The sequence below is a fragment of the Halomonas sp. HK25 genome (genome assembly GCF_047795635.1).
Classification (GTDB): Bacteria; Pseudomonadota; Gammaproteobacteria; order Pseudomonadales; family Halomonadaceae; genus Halomonas.
The window spans coordinates 2,852,863-2,868,972 of sequence record NZ_CP181044.1; the positions used below are offsets into that span (position 1 = coordinate 2,852,863).

Below are 16,110 nucleotides of genomic sequence, written 5' to 3' on the forward strand. Positions count from 1 at the left end.
AAAGGTAACAGTGGGCAAAACAGGCCGCCCATTGTAGGCAAAAGGCATCAGGGGCGCCACGCGCCGCCTCGAGGTCGAGCCGGCGGCCTGCTGGCCCCCCGCCCGCGGGATGCGCGCCACCCGCCTGCCGCGGTAAAGTAGGCGCACTCACGCTTCCCTTGAAGATGCCCATGATCGCACGACTGGACACCAACGACGCCGGCACCGCCCCCGGCCTTGCCGCGCCCTACCTGCGCTTCCTAGACGCCCTGAAAGCCGCCGGCTTCGAAGGCGAGATCGCCCCGAACTACGCCGACCGCACGGTACTGGCCACCGACAACTCCATCTACCAGCGTCTTCCCCAGGCAGCGCTCTACCCGAGGCACGCCGAGGATCTCGAGCGCATCGCCCATCTCGCCGGCCAGGTGGAGCACCGCCGGGTGGCGCTTACTCCCCGGGGCGGCGGCACCGGCACCAATGGCCAGTCCCTCACCGACGGCCTGGTGGTGGATGTCTCCCGGCACATGAACCGGATCCTCGAGATCGACGTGGAGAACCGCCGGGTGCGGGTCCAGGCCGGGGTGGTCAAGGACCAGCTCAACGCGGCGCTCAAGCCGCACGGGCTCTTCTTCGCGCCGGATCTCTCCACTTCCAACCGCGCCACCATCGGCGGCATGATCTCCACCGACGCCAGCGGCCAGGGCAGCTGCGAGTACGGCAAGACCCGCAACCACGTGCTCGAACTCGACATGCTGCTTCTCGGCGGCGAGCGTCTCGTCAGCCGCCCGGTGGAAGAGCCCGAACTCGCGGTGCTGTGTGGGCGCGAGGACGCCACCGGCCGCGCCTTCCGCACCGCCCGGGAGATCATCGACACCCAGGGCGATCTGATCGCCGAGAAGTTCCCGCCCCTCAACCGCTGCCTGACCGGCTACGACCTGGCGCATTTGCGCGACGACCAAGGGCGGCTGGACATGAACAGCCTGCTGTGCGGCTCCGAGGGTTCGCTGGGCTTTCTCGACGAGGCGGTGCTCAACGTACTGCCGATCCCCAAGCACTCCACCCTGGTCAACGTGCGCTACGCCGGCTTCATGGACGCCCTGCGCGACGCCAAGGCCCTGATGGGCTCTTCACAAGACCAGCCGCAGGCGCTCAGTGCCAAGCCCACCTCCATCGAGACGGTGGATGACAGGGTGCTGATGCTGGCCATGGAGGACTTCATCTGGGACAGCGTGGCCGAGTTCTTTCCGGCGGGGCGGCCATCCGCCGGCGGTCCGGCGGCCGGCGATCCGGATTCGGGGGAGACCCCGGTGCGCGGCATCAACCTGGTCGAATTCAACGACGACGATCCCGAGCGCCTCGGTGAGCGGGTCGCGGCCTTCTGCCGCCACCTGGAGGCGGACGCCGGCGTCCAGCGCCTGGGCTTCACCCTGGCCGAGGGCCGCGCCGCCATCCAGCGCGTCTACGCCATGCGCAAGCGCGCCGTGGGCCTGCTGGGCAATGCCAGGGTCGATGCCAAGGGCGAGAAGCGACCGATCCCCTTCGTAGAGGACACCGCGGTGCCGCCGGAGCATCTGGCCGACTTCATTGCCGAGTTTCGCGCCGCCCTGGACGCCCGCGGCCTCGCCTACGGCATGTTCGGTCACGTGGACGCCGGGGTGCTGCACGTGCGCCCGGCCATCGACATGAAGGACCCCGAGCAGGAGCGGCTGATCCGCGAGGTCTCCGATGAGGTGGCCGCGCTGACCCAGAAGTACGGCGGCCTGCTGTGGGGCGAGCACGGCAAGGGCGTGCGCTCGGAGTACTCGCCGAAGTTCTTCGGCGACCTCTACCCCAGCCTACAGCGGGTCAAGGCGGCCTTCGACCCGCATAACCAGCTGAATCCCGGCAAGATTGCCACGCCGCTTTTTATCTCGCCCGACACCGCGAGTACTATCCCGCCCGACGCCGCGACTTTTTCCAACCCGCCCGACGCCGCGGGAAAGGCGCCTAACACCATTGCCACCGCCCAGGCGGAGGCGGTGAAGCTGGTCGACCCGGGTCTGCTGACCATCGACGGTGTGCCCACCCGCGGCCAGCTCGACCGCACCATCGACGAGCGGGTCTGGCAGGCCCATGCCGCCACCGTCTACTGTAACGGCAACGGCGCCTGCTACAACTACGACCCCGATGACGCCATGTGCCCGTCGTGGAAGGCCACCCGGGACCGGGTTCACTCCCCCAAGGGCCGCGCCAGCCTGGTTCGTGAGTGGCTGCGCCTGCAGGGCGACGCCGGTATCGACCTCATCGATGAAACGAAGCAGAACCAGACGGAGGGCGCCTGGGGCTTCGTCAGACGCTTCCCCAGGCGCACCCTCAACACCCTGCGCCGTCGCCGCGAGGCGGACTTTTCCCACGAGGTGTACGACGCCATGGCGGGCTGTCTGGCCTGCAAGTCATGCGCCGGCCAGTGCCCGGTCAAGGTCAACGTGCCCGACTCCCGCTCGCAGTTCCTGGAGGCCTACCACGGCCGCTACCTGCGCCCGCTGCGCGACTACCTGATCGGCACCACCGAGTTCCTGCTGCCCACCCTCGCGCCCATCGCGCCGGCCTATAACGCCCTGATCGGCAACCGCCTGGTGGATCGTCTGCTCTCGGGGCCCGTCGGCCTGGTGGACAGCCCGCGGCTCTCCCGGGCTAGCCTCAGGAAGCAGCTGGTCGCCTGGGGCGTGGCCCAGGCGACGCCCACGTCGCTCGGCCTGCTCACCGAGGCCCAGAAGGCGCGCAGCGTGGTGCTTATTCAGGACGCCTTTACCAGCCACTTCGAGGCCCGGCTGGTGATGGATATCGTCGAGCTGCTCAGCCGGCTGGACGTGCGGGTGTTCGTGGCCCCCTTCTCGCCCAACGGCAAGCCGCTGCACGTGCAGGGCTTCCTGGGCGCCTTCGAGCGCACCGCCGAGAAGCAGGCACGACGCCTCAGGACCCTGGCCGAGTTCGGCGTGCCCCTGGTGGGCATCGACCCGGCCATGACCCTGACCTACCGCCAGGAGTACGTGAAGGCCCTGGGCCAGGACGCCGTGCCCGAGGTGCTGATGCTGCAGGAGTGGCTGGTGACTCACTCATCAACCCTGGCGCCGCGCCGCGCCTCCGGCGGCCTGACGGTGGCAGATCAAGGCTTCCGGCTGCTCTCCCACTGCACCGAGACCACCAACGCCCCGGGCAGCCCCAAGGCCTGGCAGCAGCTGTTCGCCGCCTTCGGCCTCGAGCTCGAGCTAGTGGCCACCGGCTGCTGCGGCATGTCCGGCACCTATGGCCACGAGGCGCGCAACCTTGCGACCTCGAAGACCATCTACGCCCAGTCGTGGCAGCCGGTGGTGGAAGACGAGGCCAACGCGGGCAAGCTGCTCGCCACCGGCTATTCCTGCCGCAGCCAGGCGAAGCGGCTCTCCGACACGGCCCTGCCCCATCCGCTGCAGGGGCTTCTGGAGGTGCTGAGACGCGCCGGCTGAGCCCTGAATTTCGTTGTCCCGCGTAAAGGCGTTTCCTGCCCCGCCATCACCACCATGCGGCATGCCCGCCTGGAGGTGATGGAAGCGCTGTGGTTTTTTGATTACAACCAGCGGCCACGAGGCCCGGCCCATGCGGGCGACGCCTATCAACCGAACAAACGGCAGGTGATGGGCGACACCTCTCCCTATACTGAAAGGATGCTCCGAGGCGGAACCCTCCAGCGAATCAATGTCAGGCATGAGTTCCATCGCCTGAGGGGTGCAGCGTCACCGGCAGGTGACTCTGCACTTTCCACACCATGCGCGAGGTATGCCGTCATGGTCACGAAGATCGCAGTCATCCAGACACCACCGGTCATGCTGCAGCGAGACGCCACCATCGCGGGGATGCTCGAGACCATCGACGAGGCAGCATCGGCCGGGGCGATCCTGCTGGTATTCCCGGAGGCCTATATTCCCGGCTATCCGACTTGGATATGGCGGCTCAAGCCAGGCGGCGACATGGCCCTTTCCAGCGAACTCCATGCCCGGCTTCGCGAGAACGCCGTCGACCTGAGCGCCGGACATCTCGACGCTCTTCAGGAGGCAGCGGCCCGGCTTTCCATAACGCTGGTGGTGGGCATCAACGAGATCGACAGCCGCTACAGCGGCACGACCCTGTTCAACAGCGTCGTGGTCATCGGTCCGGATGGCACCCTTCTCAACCGTCACCGCAAGCTGATGCCCACCAACCCCGAACGCATGGTGTGGGGTATGGGCGATGGGAGCGGGCTCAGGGTCGTCGACACGCCCGCCGGACGTGTCGGAAGCTTGATCTGCTGGGAGTGCTACATGCCGTTGGCGCGCCATGCCCTCTACAGTCAGGCCATGGAAATTTTCATCAATCCCACCTGGGATTCAAGCGACACCTGCCTGGCCACTCTGCGCCACATTGCCAAGGAGGGTGGATGCTGGGTCATCGGGACCGCCACCGCCATCCAGGGCAGCGATATCCCCGACACCTTTCCCGAACGTGACGCGCTCTATACGCCGGAAGAGTGGATCAACGTGGGCAATGCCGTCGTCATTGCACCGTCCGGGGATATCACGGCAGGCCCGATGAATCGCGAGAAGGGCATCCTCTATGCCGATATCGATATCGAGACGGCCCTCCGCTCACGACGCTCCCTCGACGTGGCCGGCCATTATGGCCGCCCGGATATCTTCTCGCTGACGGTGAATCGCGCGCCCCAGGCACCGGCCGTATTTACCGATTCCTGAGCCGATGATCGGTATTACAAGAATTTCGAGCATAGACAGCAATCGAGCCCATGAACCGCACCCTGATCATGATCGGCCTAATCATCATCGCCGTGGGCCTGCTCTGACCGGGTCAACAGGTGGATCACGCGGTTCTGGGTCAAGCGTTCCGGGCGTGTGGCGTTCGACATGCGGCGGGTTCCTTGTATCGGTCAGTCCCTTGATTCGTCCTGGCCTCCTTGGAGCCTTGCCCTGGCGGCGACGATGGACTGATGCAGCTTGGCCTGCAGAGTCTCTCGGGGCGGCAGCACTGTCAGGTATTCGGCAACATGGATACCGCTCTTGTCCAACTCCAGCAGTTCTATCTGTTCTCGCTGCTTACCCGCGCAGAGGATGATGCCCAGCGGAGGATTCTCGCCGGCCTCCTGCTCATGGCGGGCCAGCCAGCGCAGGTAGAGCTCCATCTGGCCCTTGTACTCGGCCTTGAACCGCCCCAGCTTGAGGTCGATGGCCACCAGACGCTTGAGCTTGCGGTTGTAGAACAGCAGGTCGATGTAGAAATCTTCGTCATCGATCTGGATGCGCCTTTGCCGCGCCACGAAGGTAAACCCCGCGCCAAGCTCGAGCAGGAACTGTTCAATCTCACGCAGGATGGCGTCTTCAAGGTCGCGCTCCAGATAGCGATCGTTGAGGCCGAGGAAGTCGAGCAGGTAGGGGTCCTTGAGCAGCAGTGCGGGAGAGGCCTCGCCGCCCCGACGCAGGGTGGCGAGCTCGTGGCGGATGGTCTCCTCGGGCTTCTTCGAGATGGCGCTGCGCTCGAAGAGCATCGACTGGATGCGCTCCTGCAGCTGGCGCGATGACCAGTCCTCCAGCCGGCTCAGCTCGATATAGAAGTCGCGCTTGAGCGAATCGTCGAGGTAGATCAACATCTTGAGATGGGTCCAGCTCAAATCTCTCCGCAGCGCGGAGACTGTCTCCTCCTCGGGAAACACCTCGGCAAAGCGGATCATATGGTGCAGATTCTTGGCCGAGAAGCCGCGCCCATACTCCGCCGTCAACTGTCTCGCCAGTGCAGAGACAATCTTCTCACCATACTCAGCGCGTTGCTGGCCCAGAATCTCCCGGTGGATGCGCGAGCCCAGTTGCCAGTAGAGCATTGTGAGCTCGGCGTTGACGGCCACCGCCGCACGCTGGCGAGCGCCGTCGATCAGTTCGCGCAGCTCGGTAACTAGCGCAGGGTTGGTGCCTGCCTTATCACTCATAGCGGCGGGCTCCTCCCCATCGGTTGCCTCTGCATCACGACCCGCTTCAATCAGAAAAACAGCCGACGCAGGGCCTCGCCGGGGTCGGCCTCGCGCATGAAGGCCTCACCCACCAGGAAGGCGTTGACGTCGTGTTCGCGCATGCGCAGCACGTCGTCGCGGGTATGGATACCCGACTCGGTGACCACGGTGACCTCCTTCGGGATCCGCGACAGCAGGTTCAGGGTGGTGTCCAGGGTGGTGTCGAAGGTGTGCAGGTCTCGGTTATTGATACCCACCAGGGTCAGGTCGAGCTTCAGCGCCCGCTCGAGCTCCAGGGCGTCGTGGACCTCCACCAGCACGTCCATACCGAGCTCGACGGCCTGGCGGTTGAGGTCGGCCATCTGGGCGTCGTCCAGGGCGGCGACGATCAGCAGGATGCAATCGGCGCCAATGGCGCGGGCCTCGCTCACCTGGTAGCCGTGGGTGGTGAAGTCCTTGCGAATCACCGGCAAGTCGCAGGCGTCACGAACCTCGATCAGGTAGTCCTCGTGGCCCTGGAAGAAGTCGGCGTCGGTGAGCACCGAGAGGCAGACGGCGCCTCCCTTGGCGTAGCTCGCCGCGATCTCACCCGGGCGGAAGTCCTCACGGATCACCCCCCGGGAGGGCGAGGCCTTCTTGACCTCGGCGATCACCGCCGGGTCGCCCGCGGCGATCATGCGCTGCATGGCGGCCACGAAGCCCCGCGGGGCGCTCTGTTCGGCGGCCAGGCGCAGCAGCTCGGCCTCGGCAACGGCACGGGAACGCTCGGCCACCTCCTCGTCCTTGCGCGCGAGGATACGGGTCAGGATGGTGGGGGTCGCCCCCGGGGAAACGCTCATCGGTTAGCTCCTTGATGGGGGTGCGCAGAACAGTGGGGGTGCGCTCACTGCAGGAAGACGCGGGTGAAGTTGGCCAACTCCCTGAGCTTCTCCAGGGGCAGCTTCGAGGCCTGGGCGTCCTGGGCCAGGGCCACCCCCTCCTTGAGGCTGTCGGCCACGTCCGAGACGTAGAGCGCCGCGCCGGCGTTCAGCGAAACGATATCCGCCGCGGGGCCCTCCCCTACCAGGGCTTGCTCCACCAGGCGGAGGCTGTCCTCGGCGGACTGCACCCGCAGCGGGTCCAGTGACTGGCGGGCAATGCCCAACGCCTCCGGGGTGATCACATATTCGGTGATCTCGCCCTCCTTCAGCTCGGCCACCAGGGTCGGCTGGGCCAAGGAGATCTCGTCCAGGCCATCCTCGGCATGCACCACCAGCACGTGGCGACTGCCCAGGCGACGCAGCACCTCGGCCATCAGCGGCACCAGCGCCGGGTCATAGACCCCCAGCACCTGGTTGGGCGCCCCGGCGGGGTTGGTCAGCGGCCCCAGGATATTGAACAAGGTGCGAACGCCCATCTCACGGCGCGGCCCCACGGCATGGCGCATCGCAGGGTGATGGTTGGGGGCAAACATGAAGCCCACGCCCACCTCGGTGATGCAGCGCGCCACCTGCTCGGCCTCGATATCCAGGTGGATCCCGGCCACGGCAAAGAGGTCGGCGCTGCCCGACGACGACGACACGCCGCGGTTGCCGTGCTTGGCCACGTGGCCACCGGCGGCGGCCACCACGAAGCTTGCCGCGGTGGAGACATTGAACAGGTTGGCGCCATCGCCGCCGGTGCCGACGATGTCCACCACGTTCTCGAGCCGGGCCGGCAGCTGCACCGGCTTCATCAGCTCGCGCATCACCTGGGCCGCGGCGCTGATCTCCTCGGCGGTCTCGCCCTTCATGGCCATGCCCATCAGGAAGGCAGCGATCTGCGGGTCGCTGGCCTCCCCGGTCATGATCTGGCGCATCACATCGAGGGTCTCGGCAAAGTTCAGGTTCTCGCGGCGCATCAGGGCGCCGAGGGCGTCTCGCATCTGCATGGTCACTATCCTTTAATCAGCCTCGAATCAGGCGCGGCCCAGCGGCGCCGGCGCACGACGCTTGAGAAAGTTGGCCAGCAGCTCGTGCCCCTGGCGGGTCAGAATCGACTCGGGGTGGAACTGCACCCCCTCCACATCGAGTTCGCGATGGCGAAGGCCCATGATCAGTCCCGGAGTGACGTCGTCGTCGGCGGTCCAGGCGGTCACCTCCAGGCACTCGGGCAGCGAGTCCCGGGCCACCACCAGGGAGTGATAGCGGGTCACCTCGAGAGGGTCATCAAGCCCCTCGAACACCCCCAGGCCGGCGTGGCGAATGGCCGAGGTCTTGCCGTGCATCACCTGGGGAGCACGCACCACCTCACCACCATAGACCTGGCCGATGGCCTGGTGGCCCAGGCAGATGCCGAGTATGGGCAGCCTTCCGGCAAAGTGGCGGATGGCGGCCATGGAGAGGCCCGCCTCATTGGGCGTGCAGGGTCCCGGCGAGATCACCAGATGCGTGGGTGCCATGGCCTCGATCTGCTCGAGGGTGATGGCGTCGTTGCGGTGGGTCTCCACCTCGGCGCCCAGCTCGCCCAAGTACTGCACCACATTGAAGGTGAAGCTGTCGTAATTGTCGATCATGCAGACTTTCATCGGTCGTCTCTCCGGCGCCTTGGCTATTCGAGGTTGTCCAGGCCGCGCTCGGCCATGGCCACAGCGCGGAACAGCGCCCGCCCCTTGTTGAGGGTCTCCTGCCACTCCATCTCGGGCACCGAGTCGGCGACGATGCCGGCGCCGGCCTGGACGTGCAGCTGGCCGTCCTTGATCACCGCGGTGCGGATGGCAATGGCGGTGTCCATGTTGCCGTGCCAGGAGAGATAGCCCACCGCCCCGGAGTAGATGCCACGCTTGACCGGCTCCAGCTCGTCGATGATCTCCAGCGCGCGGATCTTGGGCGCGCCGGAGACGGTGCCCGCCGGGAAGGTGGCGCGCAGGGCGTCCATGGCGGTCAGCCCCGACTTGAGCCGGCCGGTGACGTTGGAGACGATATGCATGACATGGGAGTAGCGCTCCACCGCCATCTCCTCGGTGACCTTCACCGAGCCGGTCTCGCTGATGCGCCCCACGTCGTTGCGGCCCAGGTCGATCAGCATCAGGTGCTCGGCGCGCTCCTTGGGGTCGGCCAGCAGCTCTGCTTCCAGCGCCTGGTCCTCCTCCTCGCTGCGCCCGCGCTTGCGGGTGCCGGCGATGGGCCGCACCGTCACCTCGCCCTCCTCCAGGCGAGTGAGGATCTCCGGCGAGGAGCCGGCCACCTGGTGGTCGCCCAGGTCGAGGAAGAACATGTAGGGCGAGGGATTGAGACTGCGCAGGGCCCGGTAGAGGTCCAGGGGGGCGGCGCGGTAGGGAATCGACATGCGCTGAGAGGGCACGCACTGCATGACGTCACCGGCCAGCACATACTCCTTGATGGTCTCCACCGCGGTCTTGAAGCCCGCTTCGGTGAAGCCGGAGGTAAAGTCGCCCTCCTCCACCGCGGCGCCTCCGGTACCGGGGCTGATGGTGTTGAGGGTGGCGCTGCGCAGGCGGATCTCCAGCTCTTCCAGGCGCTGCACGGCACGGCCGTAGGCATCGGGCTCGGCCGGGTCGGCGTGGGTCCACAGCGCCAGGCGCCCGGAGAGGTTGTCGAACACCACCAGCTCGTCGCACACCATCAGCAGGATATCCGGCACGCCCAGCGGGTCGGGCTTGGCGGCGGCGGCCTGGCTGCGCAGCCGCGGCTCGATATAGCGGATGGTGTCATAGCCGAAGTAGCCCACCAGGCCACCGTCGAAGCGCGGCTGGTCGTCCAGGCGCGGCACCTTGAAGCGGGCCTGGAACTGCTCGATCCACTCGAGCGGGTCCTCCACCTCGGCGGCGCCCTGCAACTCGTCATCCACGAAGTGGTGCACGGTGAAGCCACGCACCTCGATACGCTCACGGCTGGGCAGCCCGATGATGGAGTAGCGCCCCCACTTCTCGCCGCCCTGCACGGATTCCAGCAGGAAGCACCAGGGAGAATTGGCCAGCTTGAGGTAGGTGGAGAGCGGCGTGTCGAGATCGGCCAGCACCTCGCGGGTGACCGGAATACGGTTGTAGCCGGCGTCGGCCAGCTCGCGGAAGCGTTCGGGGGTCATCATGCCCGGGAATCCTCGGTGTATCGGGTTGGCGATGGGGCGCAGGACGGCGAGGCTTGGCAGGAGCAAGCGCCGCGGTTCAACATGGAAACAGCGTCACCATCGCCAGCCGCCGCGGACAAGCAAGCGGCTCGGGCGGGGGCCGGCGCCCGGAGAGACGCCGAAGGGAAAGCAGGTATCCAACAGGGTGCGGCTGATCATCGAGAGGCTTCCGCTTCTGATAGCAATAACATATTGATTAGGCCGCGCTTATAGCATTAGCCGAATTCACGTTAAACGAGTTCCACCAGCGATTCAACCACGCCATCCGGGCCGCTCTCGCGCACCGGCTCGCCGTGATTGTAGCCGTAGGGTACCGCCAGGGTGAGAAAGCCGGCGGCCTTGCCCGCGGCGATATCGTGGCGGGAGTCTCCCACCATCAGGCAGCGCTCCGGAGACAGGCCGAAATGGCTGGCCACGTGCAGCAGCGGCGCCGGATGAGGCTTCTTCTCGGGCAGGCTGTCGCCACCCAGGCAGAGCGTGAAGTGGTCGGCCAGGCCCAGGCCCTCCAGCAGCGGGGCGATAAAGGCGTGGGGCTTGTTGGTCACCAGCGCCAGGAGCAGGCCGCGGGCGCGCAGGGCATCGAGGCATTCGCGCACGCCGGGATAGAGCCGGGTATGGGCGCCGGGGTCGCGGCCGTAGTGCTCGAGGAAGACCGCATGGGCGCGCTCCAGCAGAGCCTTGTCGATGGATTCCTGCGAAGCTTCTCCGACGACAGGTCCCCCTCCTCTACGACCCGTCCCCGGCGCCTCGCTGTGAGACGCCTCGCCAACGCCAGCAGCATGACGCAGTGCGCGCTCCATCAGCTTGAGCGATCCGTTGCCGACCCAGTCGCGCACCCTCGCCTCGCCGGCGACAGGCAGGCCCAGCTCGGCCAGGGCGGCGTCCACGGCCAGCGCCAGGTCGGGCACCGAGTCGATCAGGGTGCCGTCCAGGTCGAAGGCCACCAGGTCGATACCGTCGAGAAGGGGGTGCATGCTCTCTCCTTGCTGTCCTTGATCTTTCCGTTTGGCCTGTCGCGCCGCCAGCCAGGCCCGCTTGCCGGCGGCCGACAGCCGCTTGATCTCGGCCTCGAGCCGCAGCGCCACGCCGTGGCCGCCCACCGGCTCATGATGGCGTAGGCGAAGCGGCCCCTTGCCGCGCAGCGCCTTGGCGCCGCGGCCGGCGGCATGCTCGGCCAGGCGGCGCTCCACGTCGGTGGTGATGCCGGTGTAGAGCGCCCCGCCCGCCGTCTCCAGCAGGTAGAGGTGCCACACCGGCACCGGGGTCTCGGGGCGAGGTTCGTTCACGGCCTCAGCGCACGCCGGCCAGCTGCTCGCGGAAGTCGCGGATCACGCCGTCGTAGCGGTGGGGGTCTGAAGCGTTACGCGCCTTGAACACCGCCGAGCCGGCCACGAAGGTGTCGGCGCCGGCCCGAGCGATCTCGGTGATGTTGTCGACCTTGACCCCGCCGTCGATCTCCAGGCGAATGTCGTAGCCGGAGGCGTCGATGCGGCGGCGCGCCTCGCGCAGCTTGTCCAGGGTGCCAGGGATGAACGACTGGCCGCCGAAGCCGGGGTTGACGCTCATCAGCAGCACCATGTCGACCTTGTCCATCACGTAGTCGAGATAGGAGAGCGGCGTGGCCGGGTTGAACACCAGGCCGGCCCGGCAGCCGCCGTCGCGGATCAGCTGCAGGGAGCGGTCGACGTGGTCCGAGGCCTCGGGGTGGAAAGTGATGATGCTGGCCCCGGCGTCGATGAAGTCGCCGATCAGTCGGTCCACGGGGCGCACCATCAGGTGCACGTCGATGGGCGCGGTGACACCGTGCTTTCTGAGCGCCTCGCAGACCATGGGGCCGATGGTCAGGTTGGGCACATAGTGGTTGTCCATCACATCGAAGTGAACGATATCGGCGCCGGAGGCCAGCACGTCGTCCACCTCCGCGCCCAGGCGCGCGAAATCGGCGGAGAGGATAGAGGGGGCGATCAGGAAGTCGCGGGTCGCATCGGTCATGGAAGGGTCCAGGCGGTCGCTTGCGAAGAGAGCGCATTCTAGCAGAGCCGCCGCATGACGGCAGCGCAGGGGTGGGGGCGATGCGCCCTCAGCAGAGGCATAGTTTAAAATAGAATAAAAAATATCATTGTAATTACTATTTCCCACACTTAACCTTTCGGCAATGCCAACGAATTCCGGAGTGACCCCATGACCCTGCCCCCCCTGTTCCAGCGCTCCCTGCTCGCCATCGCCCTGGGTGCGGGCCTCATCGGCCCGGCCGCGGCGGCTGAGCGCGAACTGCTCAACTCCTCCTACGACATTGCCCGCGAGCTGTTCTCGGCCATCAACCCCGAGTTCATCGCCCACTGGCAGGAGACTCAGGGCGAAGAGGTAGCGGTCAGCCAATCCCACGGCGGCTCCTCCGCCCAGGCCCGTGCCATCCTGCAGGGCCTGCGTGCCGATGTGGTGACCTACAACCAGGTCACCGACGTCCAGGCCCTGGCCGACGGCGGCCTGGTGGCCGAGGAGTGGCAGCAGGCGTTCGACAACAACGCCTCGCCCTACTACTCCACCACCGCCTTCCTGGTGCGCAAGGACAACCCCAAGGGCATCGAGAGCTGGGACGATCTGGCCCGTGAAGATGTGCGCCTGGTCTTCCCCAATCCCAAGACCTCCGGCAACGGCCGCTACACCTACCTGGCCGCCTGGGGCTTCGCCGAGCAGCATTTCGACGGCGACGAGGAGCAGGTCCACGACTTCATGCGCACCTTCCTGCGCAACGTGGCGGTATTCGACACCGGCGGCCGTGGCGCCACCACCAGCTTCATCGAGCGTGGCCTGGGCGATGTCCTGATCAGCTTCGAGTCCGAGGTCAACAACATTCGCGGCGAGTACGGCGAGGACGACTTTGAGGTGATCGTGCCGCCGGTCAGCATCCTGGCCGAATTCCCGGTCGCCGTGGTCGAGCCCAACGCCGAGCGCAACGGCACCCTCGACCTGGCCCAGGCCTACGTGGAGTACCTCTACAGCGAGGAGGCCCAGCGCCAGCTGGCCGGCTTCAACTACCGTGTGCATCACGAGGCGGTGGTCGAGGAGTTCGCGGACGCCTTCCCCGAAACCGAGCTGCTGCGCGTCGAGGACGTGTTCGGCGGCTGGGACGCGGCCATGGAAGACCACTTCGCCGGCGGCGGCCTGCTCGACCAGCTGCAGCGCCGCTGAGCCACCCCTCCACAAGGAGACGAGTCACGCCCATGAGCACCCGAGCCCTTCCCTTCGCCATCGGCCGCGCCCCCAAGCGGGTGCTGCCTGGGTTCGGCCTGTCGCTGGGCGTGAGCCTGCTGTTTGTCTCGCTGGTGCTGCTGCTGCCGATGACCGGCCTGTTCGGTCAGCTGGCCGGGCTCAGCCTGGCCGAGTACTGGGCAATCATCAGCGACGGCCGGGTGGTGGCCAGCTACACGGTGACCATCGGTGCCGCCGCCGTGGCGGCGCTGGTCAACGCCGCCTTTGGCCTGCTGCTGGCCTGGGTGCTGGTACGCTACGACTTCCCCGGCAAGCGACTGCTCGATGCCCTGATGGACCTGCCCTTCGCCCTGCCCACGGCGGTGGCCGGCATCACCCTGGCCACTCTCTATTCCAGCAACGGCTGGATGGGCCAGCTGCTGGAGCCGCTGGGGCTGCAGGTGGCCTACACCTGGGTGGGCATCGCCCTGGCCATGGCCTTCACCAGCATTCCCTTCGTGGTACGCACGGTGCAGCCGGTGCTGGAGGACCTGCCGGTGGAAGTGGATGAAGCCGCGCTGACCCTGGGCGCCTCCGACGGCACCGCCTTCCGCCGGGTCATCCTGCCCCACCTGTGGCCGGCGCTGGTCACCGGCACCGGTCTAGCCTTCGTGCGTTCGCTGGGCGAGTTCGGCGCCATCATCTTCATCGCCGGCAACATGCCCTACGAGACCGAGATCACCGCGCTGATGATCTTCGTGCGCCTGCAGGAGTACGACTACGCCGGCGCCTCGGCCATCGCCTCGGTGGTGCTGTTCGTTTCGCTGGCGCTGCTGCTGGCCATCAATATCTGGCAGGGGCGCTTCATCAAGCGACTGCATGGAGGGCGCGGCTGATGCAACGTATCGGTGATGCCCCGGCCGTGCGCCGGGCCCTGATCCTCGCCGCGGTGGCACTGGCGGCACTGTTCCTGCTGTTGCCGCTGGTGGCAATCTTCGCCCAGGCCTTCGCCCAGGGCGTGGCGGTGTTCTGGACCAATGTCAGCAACGAATACACCGTGGCGGCCATCGGCCTGACGCTGTTCATCACCCTGCTGACCATTCCCGTCTGCCTGGTGTTCGGCGTGGCCCTGGCCTGGCTGGTGACCCGTTTCCAGTTTCCGGGCCGGCGAGTGCTGCAGACCCTGATCGACATTCCCTTCGCGGTGTCGCCGGTGGTGGCGGGCCTGATCTACCTGCTGCTCTACGGGCGCAACGGCTGGCTGGGTGGCTGGCTCGACGGCCACGATATCCAGCTGATGTTCGCCTGGCCGGGGATCCTGATGGTGACCATCTTCGTCACCTGCCCCTTCGTCGCCCGGGAGCTGATCCCGCTGATGCAGGCCCAGGGATCTCGGGAAGAGGAGGCTGCCGTGACCCTCGGCGCCCCGGGCTGGACGATCTTCCGCCGGGTGACCCTGCCCAATATCCGCTGGGCACTGCTCTACGGGGTGATCCTCACCAACGCCCGGGCGGTGGGGGAATTCGGCGCCGTCTCGGTGGTCTCAGGTGCCATCCGCGGCCAGACCAACACCCTGCCACTGCACCTCGAGCAGCTCTACCAGGACTACAACACCGTGGGGGCCTTCGCCAGCGCCGCTCTGCTGGCCCTCATCGCCCTGCTCACCCTGGCCGCCAAGGCTGGACTCGAATGGCGCGCCGCGCGCCAGGAGGCTCATCCATGAGCATTCGCCTGCACAACATCGGCAAGCACTTCGACGCCGGGCGCCAGCGCACTCGGGCGCTGGAGCCGGTGAACCTGGATATCCACGACGGCGAGCTGATCGGCCTGCTGGGCCCCTCCGGCTCCGGCAAGACCACCCTGCTGAGGATCATCGCCGGGCTGGAGAACGCCGATCCGGGCATCGGCGCACGCATCCTATTCGGCGACCGCGACGTCACCGACGTGCATGTGCGCGATCGGCGCATCGGCTTCGTCTTCCAGCACTATGCCCTGTTTCGGCACATGACGGTGTTCGACAACGTAGCCTTCGGGCTCACCGTGATGCCGCGCAGGAATCGTCCCACCGTCGGCGAGATCCGCGCCCGGGTGCACCGACTGCTGGAGATGGTGCAGCTCGAACAGCTGGCCAACCGCTACCCGGCCCAGCTCTCCGGCGGCCAGCAGCAGCGCGTGTCGCTGGCGCGCGCCCTGGCGCTGCGCCCCGATGTGCTGCTGCTCGATGAGCCCTTCGGCGCTCTGGATGCCAAGGTGCGCCAGGACCTGCGCCGCTGGCTACGCCATCTGCATGACGAGCTGGGCTTCACCAGTCTCTTCGTGACCCACGATCAGGAAGAGGCCCTGGAGCTCTCCGATCGCGTGGCAGTGATGAGCAACGGGCGCATCGAGCAGATCGACACCCCGGACGCCGTCTACCGGGCGCCGGCCAACCGTTTCGTGTTCGAGTTCCTGGGGGACGTGAACCACCTGGAGGGCGAGGTGCGCGACGGGGTGCTCACCTGCGGCGAGGCACGCCTTTCGGTAGACCTTCCGGACGGCCCAGAGGAGCTACTGCTGCGTCCCCACGAAGTACGCCTGGCACAGGCGCCGGCCCCGGAGGCCCGGCTGCCGGTAACGGTCACTGCCATCTCCCCGGTGGGGGCCGAGGTGCGCGTGGAGCTGGCCGCAGACTGGCTGGGCGAGCCCTGGCTGGCCACCGTGCGTCACGCCGACTATGAGCGCCTCGATCTGCGCCGCGGCCAGCGGCTGTTCGTCGTGCCGCGCCGCTGGCACCGATTTCCCGCCGGCCAACTCGAGCGATCGGTAATGGCCGACGCGGCCTGAGG

13 protein-coding genes and 1 pseudogene are annotated in these 16,110 nt (G+C 67.0%); 6 read left to right on the plus strand and 8 right to left on the minus strand.

Translation table 11 applies throughout. The annotated features are described in order from the left end of the window. Positions 1-170 precede the first annotated feature (170 nt). Both ACM26W_RS13575 and ACM26W_RS13580 read left to right on the plus strand, forming a co-directional pair. Positions 171-3,464 (plus strand): FAD-binding and (Fe-S)-binding domain-containing protein, encoded by a 3,294-nt coding sequence (locus ACM26W_RS13575; RefSeq protein ID WP_416137507.1) that lies wholly within the window; start codon positions 171-173, stop codon positions 3,462-3,464. A 318-nt stretch (positions 3,465-3,782) separates the two neighbouring features. Beyond that, positions 3,783-4,724 carry a carbon-nitrogen hydrolase family protein gene (locus tag ACM26W_RS13580; protein WP_416137508.1) on the plus strand — a complete coding sequence of 314 codons (942 nt, stop codon included), beginning with the start codon at positions 3,783-3,785 and terminating at the stop codon, positions 4,722-4,724. Positions 4,725-4,915: 191 nt separating this feature from the next. Here the strand turns inward: ACM26W_RS13580 and ACM26W_RS13585 are convergent, their stop codons facing one another. The 8 genes and pseudogenes from ACM26W_RS13585 to rpe form a co-directional block, all read right to left on the minus strand. Further along, a complete protein-coding gene (locus ACM26W_RS13585; protein ID WP_416137509.1) occupies positions 4,916-5,965 on the minus strand; it encodes a PDDEXK nuclease domain-containing protein in 1,050 nt (349 codons plus the stop codon). 50 nt (positions 5,966-6,015) lie between these two features. Then, complete coding sequence (gene trpC / locus ACM26W_RS13590; RefSeq protein ID WP_416137510.1) at positions 6,016-6,825, minus strand: indole-3-glycerol phosphate synthase TrpC; 810 nt, start codon at positions 6,823-6,825, stop codon at positions 6,016-6,018. Between the two features lie 44 nt (positions 6,826-6,869). Beyond that, positions 6,870-7,895 carry an anthranilate phosphoribosyltransferase gene (trpD, locus tag ACM26W_RS13595; protein WP_416137511.1) on the minus strand — a complete coding sequence of 342 codons (1,026 nt, stop codon included), beginning with the start codon at positions 7,893-7,895 and terminating at the stop codon, positions 6,870-6,872. Between the two features lie 27 nt (positions 7,896-7,922). Further along, positions 7,923-8,531, minus strand: coding sequence for an anthranilate synthase component II (locus ACM26W_RS13600; RefSeq protein WP_416137512.1), 609 nt, complete (start codon positions 8,529-8,531; stop codon positions 7,923-7,925). Between the two features lie 23 nt (positions 8,532-8,554). Then, positions 8,555-10,051: an anthranilate synthase component I gene (trpE, locus tag ACM26W_RS13605; protein WP_416140893.1), complete on the minus strand. Its 1,497-nt coding sequence runs from the start codon at positions 10,049-10,051 to the stop codon at positions 8,555-8,557. Positions 10,052-10,323: 272 nt separating this feature from the next. Beyond that, positions 10,324-11,067 (minus strand): phosphoglycolate phosphatase, encoded by a 744-nt coding sequence (gph, locus tag ACM26W_RS13610; RefSeq protein ID WP_416140894.1) that lies wholly within the window; start codon positions 11,065-11,067, stop codon positions 10,324-10,326. A gap of 78 nt (positions 11,068-11,145) precedes the next feature. Next, a pseudogene (locus ACM26W_RS13615) lies at positions 11,146-11,379 on the minus strand (GIY-YIG nuclease family protein); the annotation flags it as partial. Between the two features lie 4 nt (positions 11,380-11,383). After that, entirely contained in the window at positions 11,384-12,085 is a 702-nt protein-coding gene (gene rpe, locus ACM26W_RS13620; protein WP_416137513.1) for a ribulose-phosphate 3-epimerase, read from the minus strand. 189 nt (positions 12,086-12,274) lie between these two features. Here rpe and cysP point away from each other — a divergent pair, with 189 nt between their 5' ends. From cysP to ACM26W_RS13640, 4 genes are read left to right on the plus strand one after another with little or no spacing between them, the layout of a single operon-like run. After that, positions 12,275-13,285: a thiosulfate ABC transporter substrate-binding protein CysP gene (cysP, locus tag ACM26W_RS13625; protein WP_416137514.1), complete on the plus strand. Its 1,011-nt coding sequence runs from the start codon at positions 12,275-12,277 to the stop codon at positions 13,283-13,285. A 32-nt stretch (positions 13,286-13,317) separates the two neighbouring features. Beyond that, positions 13,318-14,181 (plus strand): sulfate ABC transporter permease subunit CysT, encoded by an 864-nt coding sequence (cysT, locus tag ACM26W_RS13630; protein ID WP_416137515.1) that lies wholly within the window; start codon positions 13,318-13,320, stop codon positions 14,179-14,181. Continuing rightward, positions 14,181-15,008, plus strand: coding sequence for a sulfate ABC transporter permease subunit CysW (gene cysW, locus ACM26W_RS13635; RefSeq protein ID WP_416137516.1), 828 nt, complete (start codon positions 14,181-14,183; stop codon positions 15,006-15,008). Before cysT ends, cysW begins: the two co-directional genes overlap by 1 nt. Then, complete coding sequence (locus tag ACM26W_RS13640; protein ID WP_416137517.1) at positions 15,005-16,108, plus strand: sulfate/molybdate ABC transporter ATP-binding protein; 1,104 nt, start codon at positions 15,005-15,007, stop codon at positions 16,106-16,108. Before cysW ends, ACM26W_RS13640 begins: the two co-directional genes overlap by 4 nt. Positions 16,109-16,110 lie beyond the last annotated feature (2 nt).

Coding starts and splice junctions, on each gene's coding strand:
- ACM26W_RS13575 (WP_416137507.1), top strand. CDS start 171: ATGATCGCACGACTGGACACCAACGACGCCGGCACCGCCCCCGGCCTT.
- ACM26W_RS13580 (WP_416137508.1), top strand. CDS start 3,783: ATGGTCACGAAGATCGCAGTCATCCAGACACCACCGGTCATGCTGCAG.
- ACM26W_RS13585 (WP_416137509.1), bottom strand. CDS start 5,965: ATGAGTGATAAGGCAGGCACCAACCCTGCGCTAGTTACCGAGCTGCGC.
- trpC (WP_416137510.1), bottom strand. CDS start 6,825: ATGAGCGTTTCCCCGGGGGCGACCCCCACCATCCTGACCCGTATCCTC.
- trpD (WP_416137511.1), bottom strand. CDS start 7,895: ATGCAGATGCGAGACGCCCTCGGCGCCCTGATGCGCCGCGAGAACCTG.
- ACM26W_RS13600 (WP_416137512.1), bottom strand. CDS start 8,531: ATGAAAGTCTGCATGATCGACAATTACGACAGCTTCACCTTCAATGTG.
- trpE (WP_416140893.1), bottom strand. CDS start 10,051: ATGACCCCCGAACGCTTCCGCGAGCTGGCCGACGCCGGCTACAACCGT.
- gph (WP_416140894.1), bottom strand. CDS start 11,067: ATGCACCCCCTTCTCGACGGTATCGACCTGGTGGCCTTCGACCTGGAC.
- rpe (WP_416137513.1), bottom strand. CDS start 12,085: ATGACCGATGCGACCCGCGACTTCCTGATCGCCCCCTCTATCCTCTCC.
- cysP (WP_416137514.1), top strand. CDS start 12,275: ATGACCCTGCCCCCCCTGTTCCAGCGCTCCCTGCTCGCCATCGCCCTG.
- cysT (WP_416137515.1), top strand. CDS start 13,318: ATGAGCACCCGAGCCCTTCCCTTCGCCATCGGCCGCGCCCCCAAGCGG.
- cysW (WP_416137516.1), top strand. CDS start 14,181: ATGCAACGTATCGGTGATGCCCCGGCCGTGCGCCGGGCCCTGATCCTC.
- ACM26W_RS13640 (WP_416137517.1), top strand. CDS start 15,005: ATGAGCATTCGCCTGCACAACATCGGCAAGCACTTCGACGCCGGGCGC.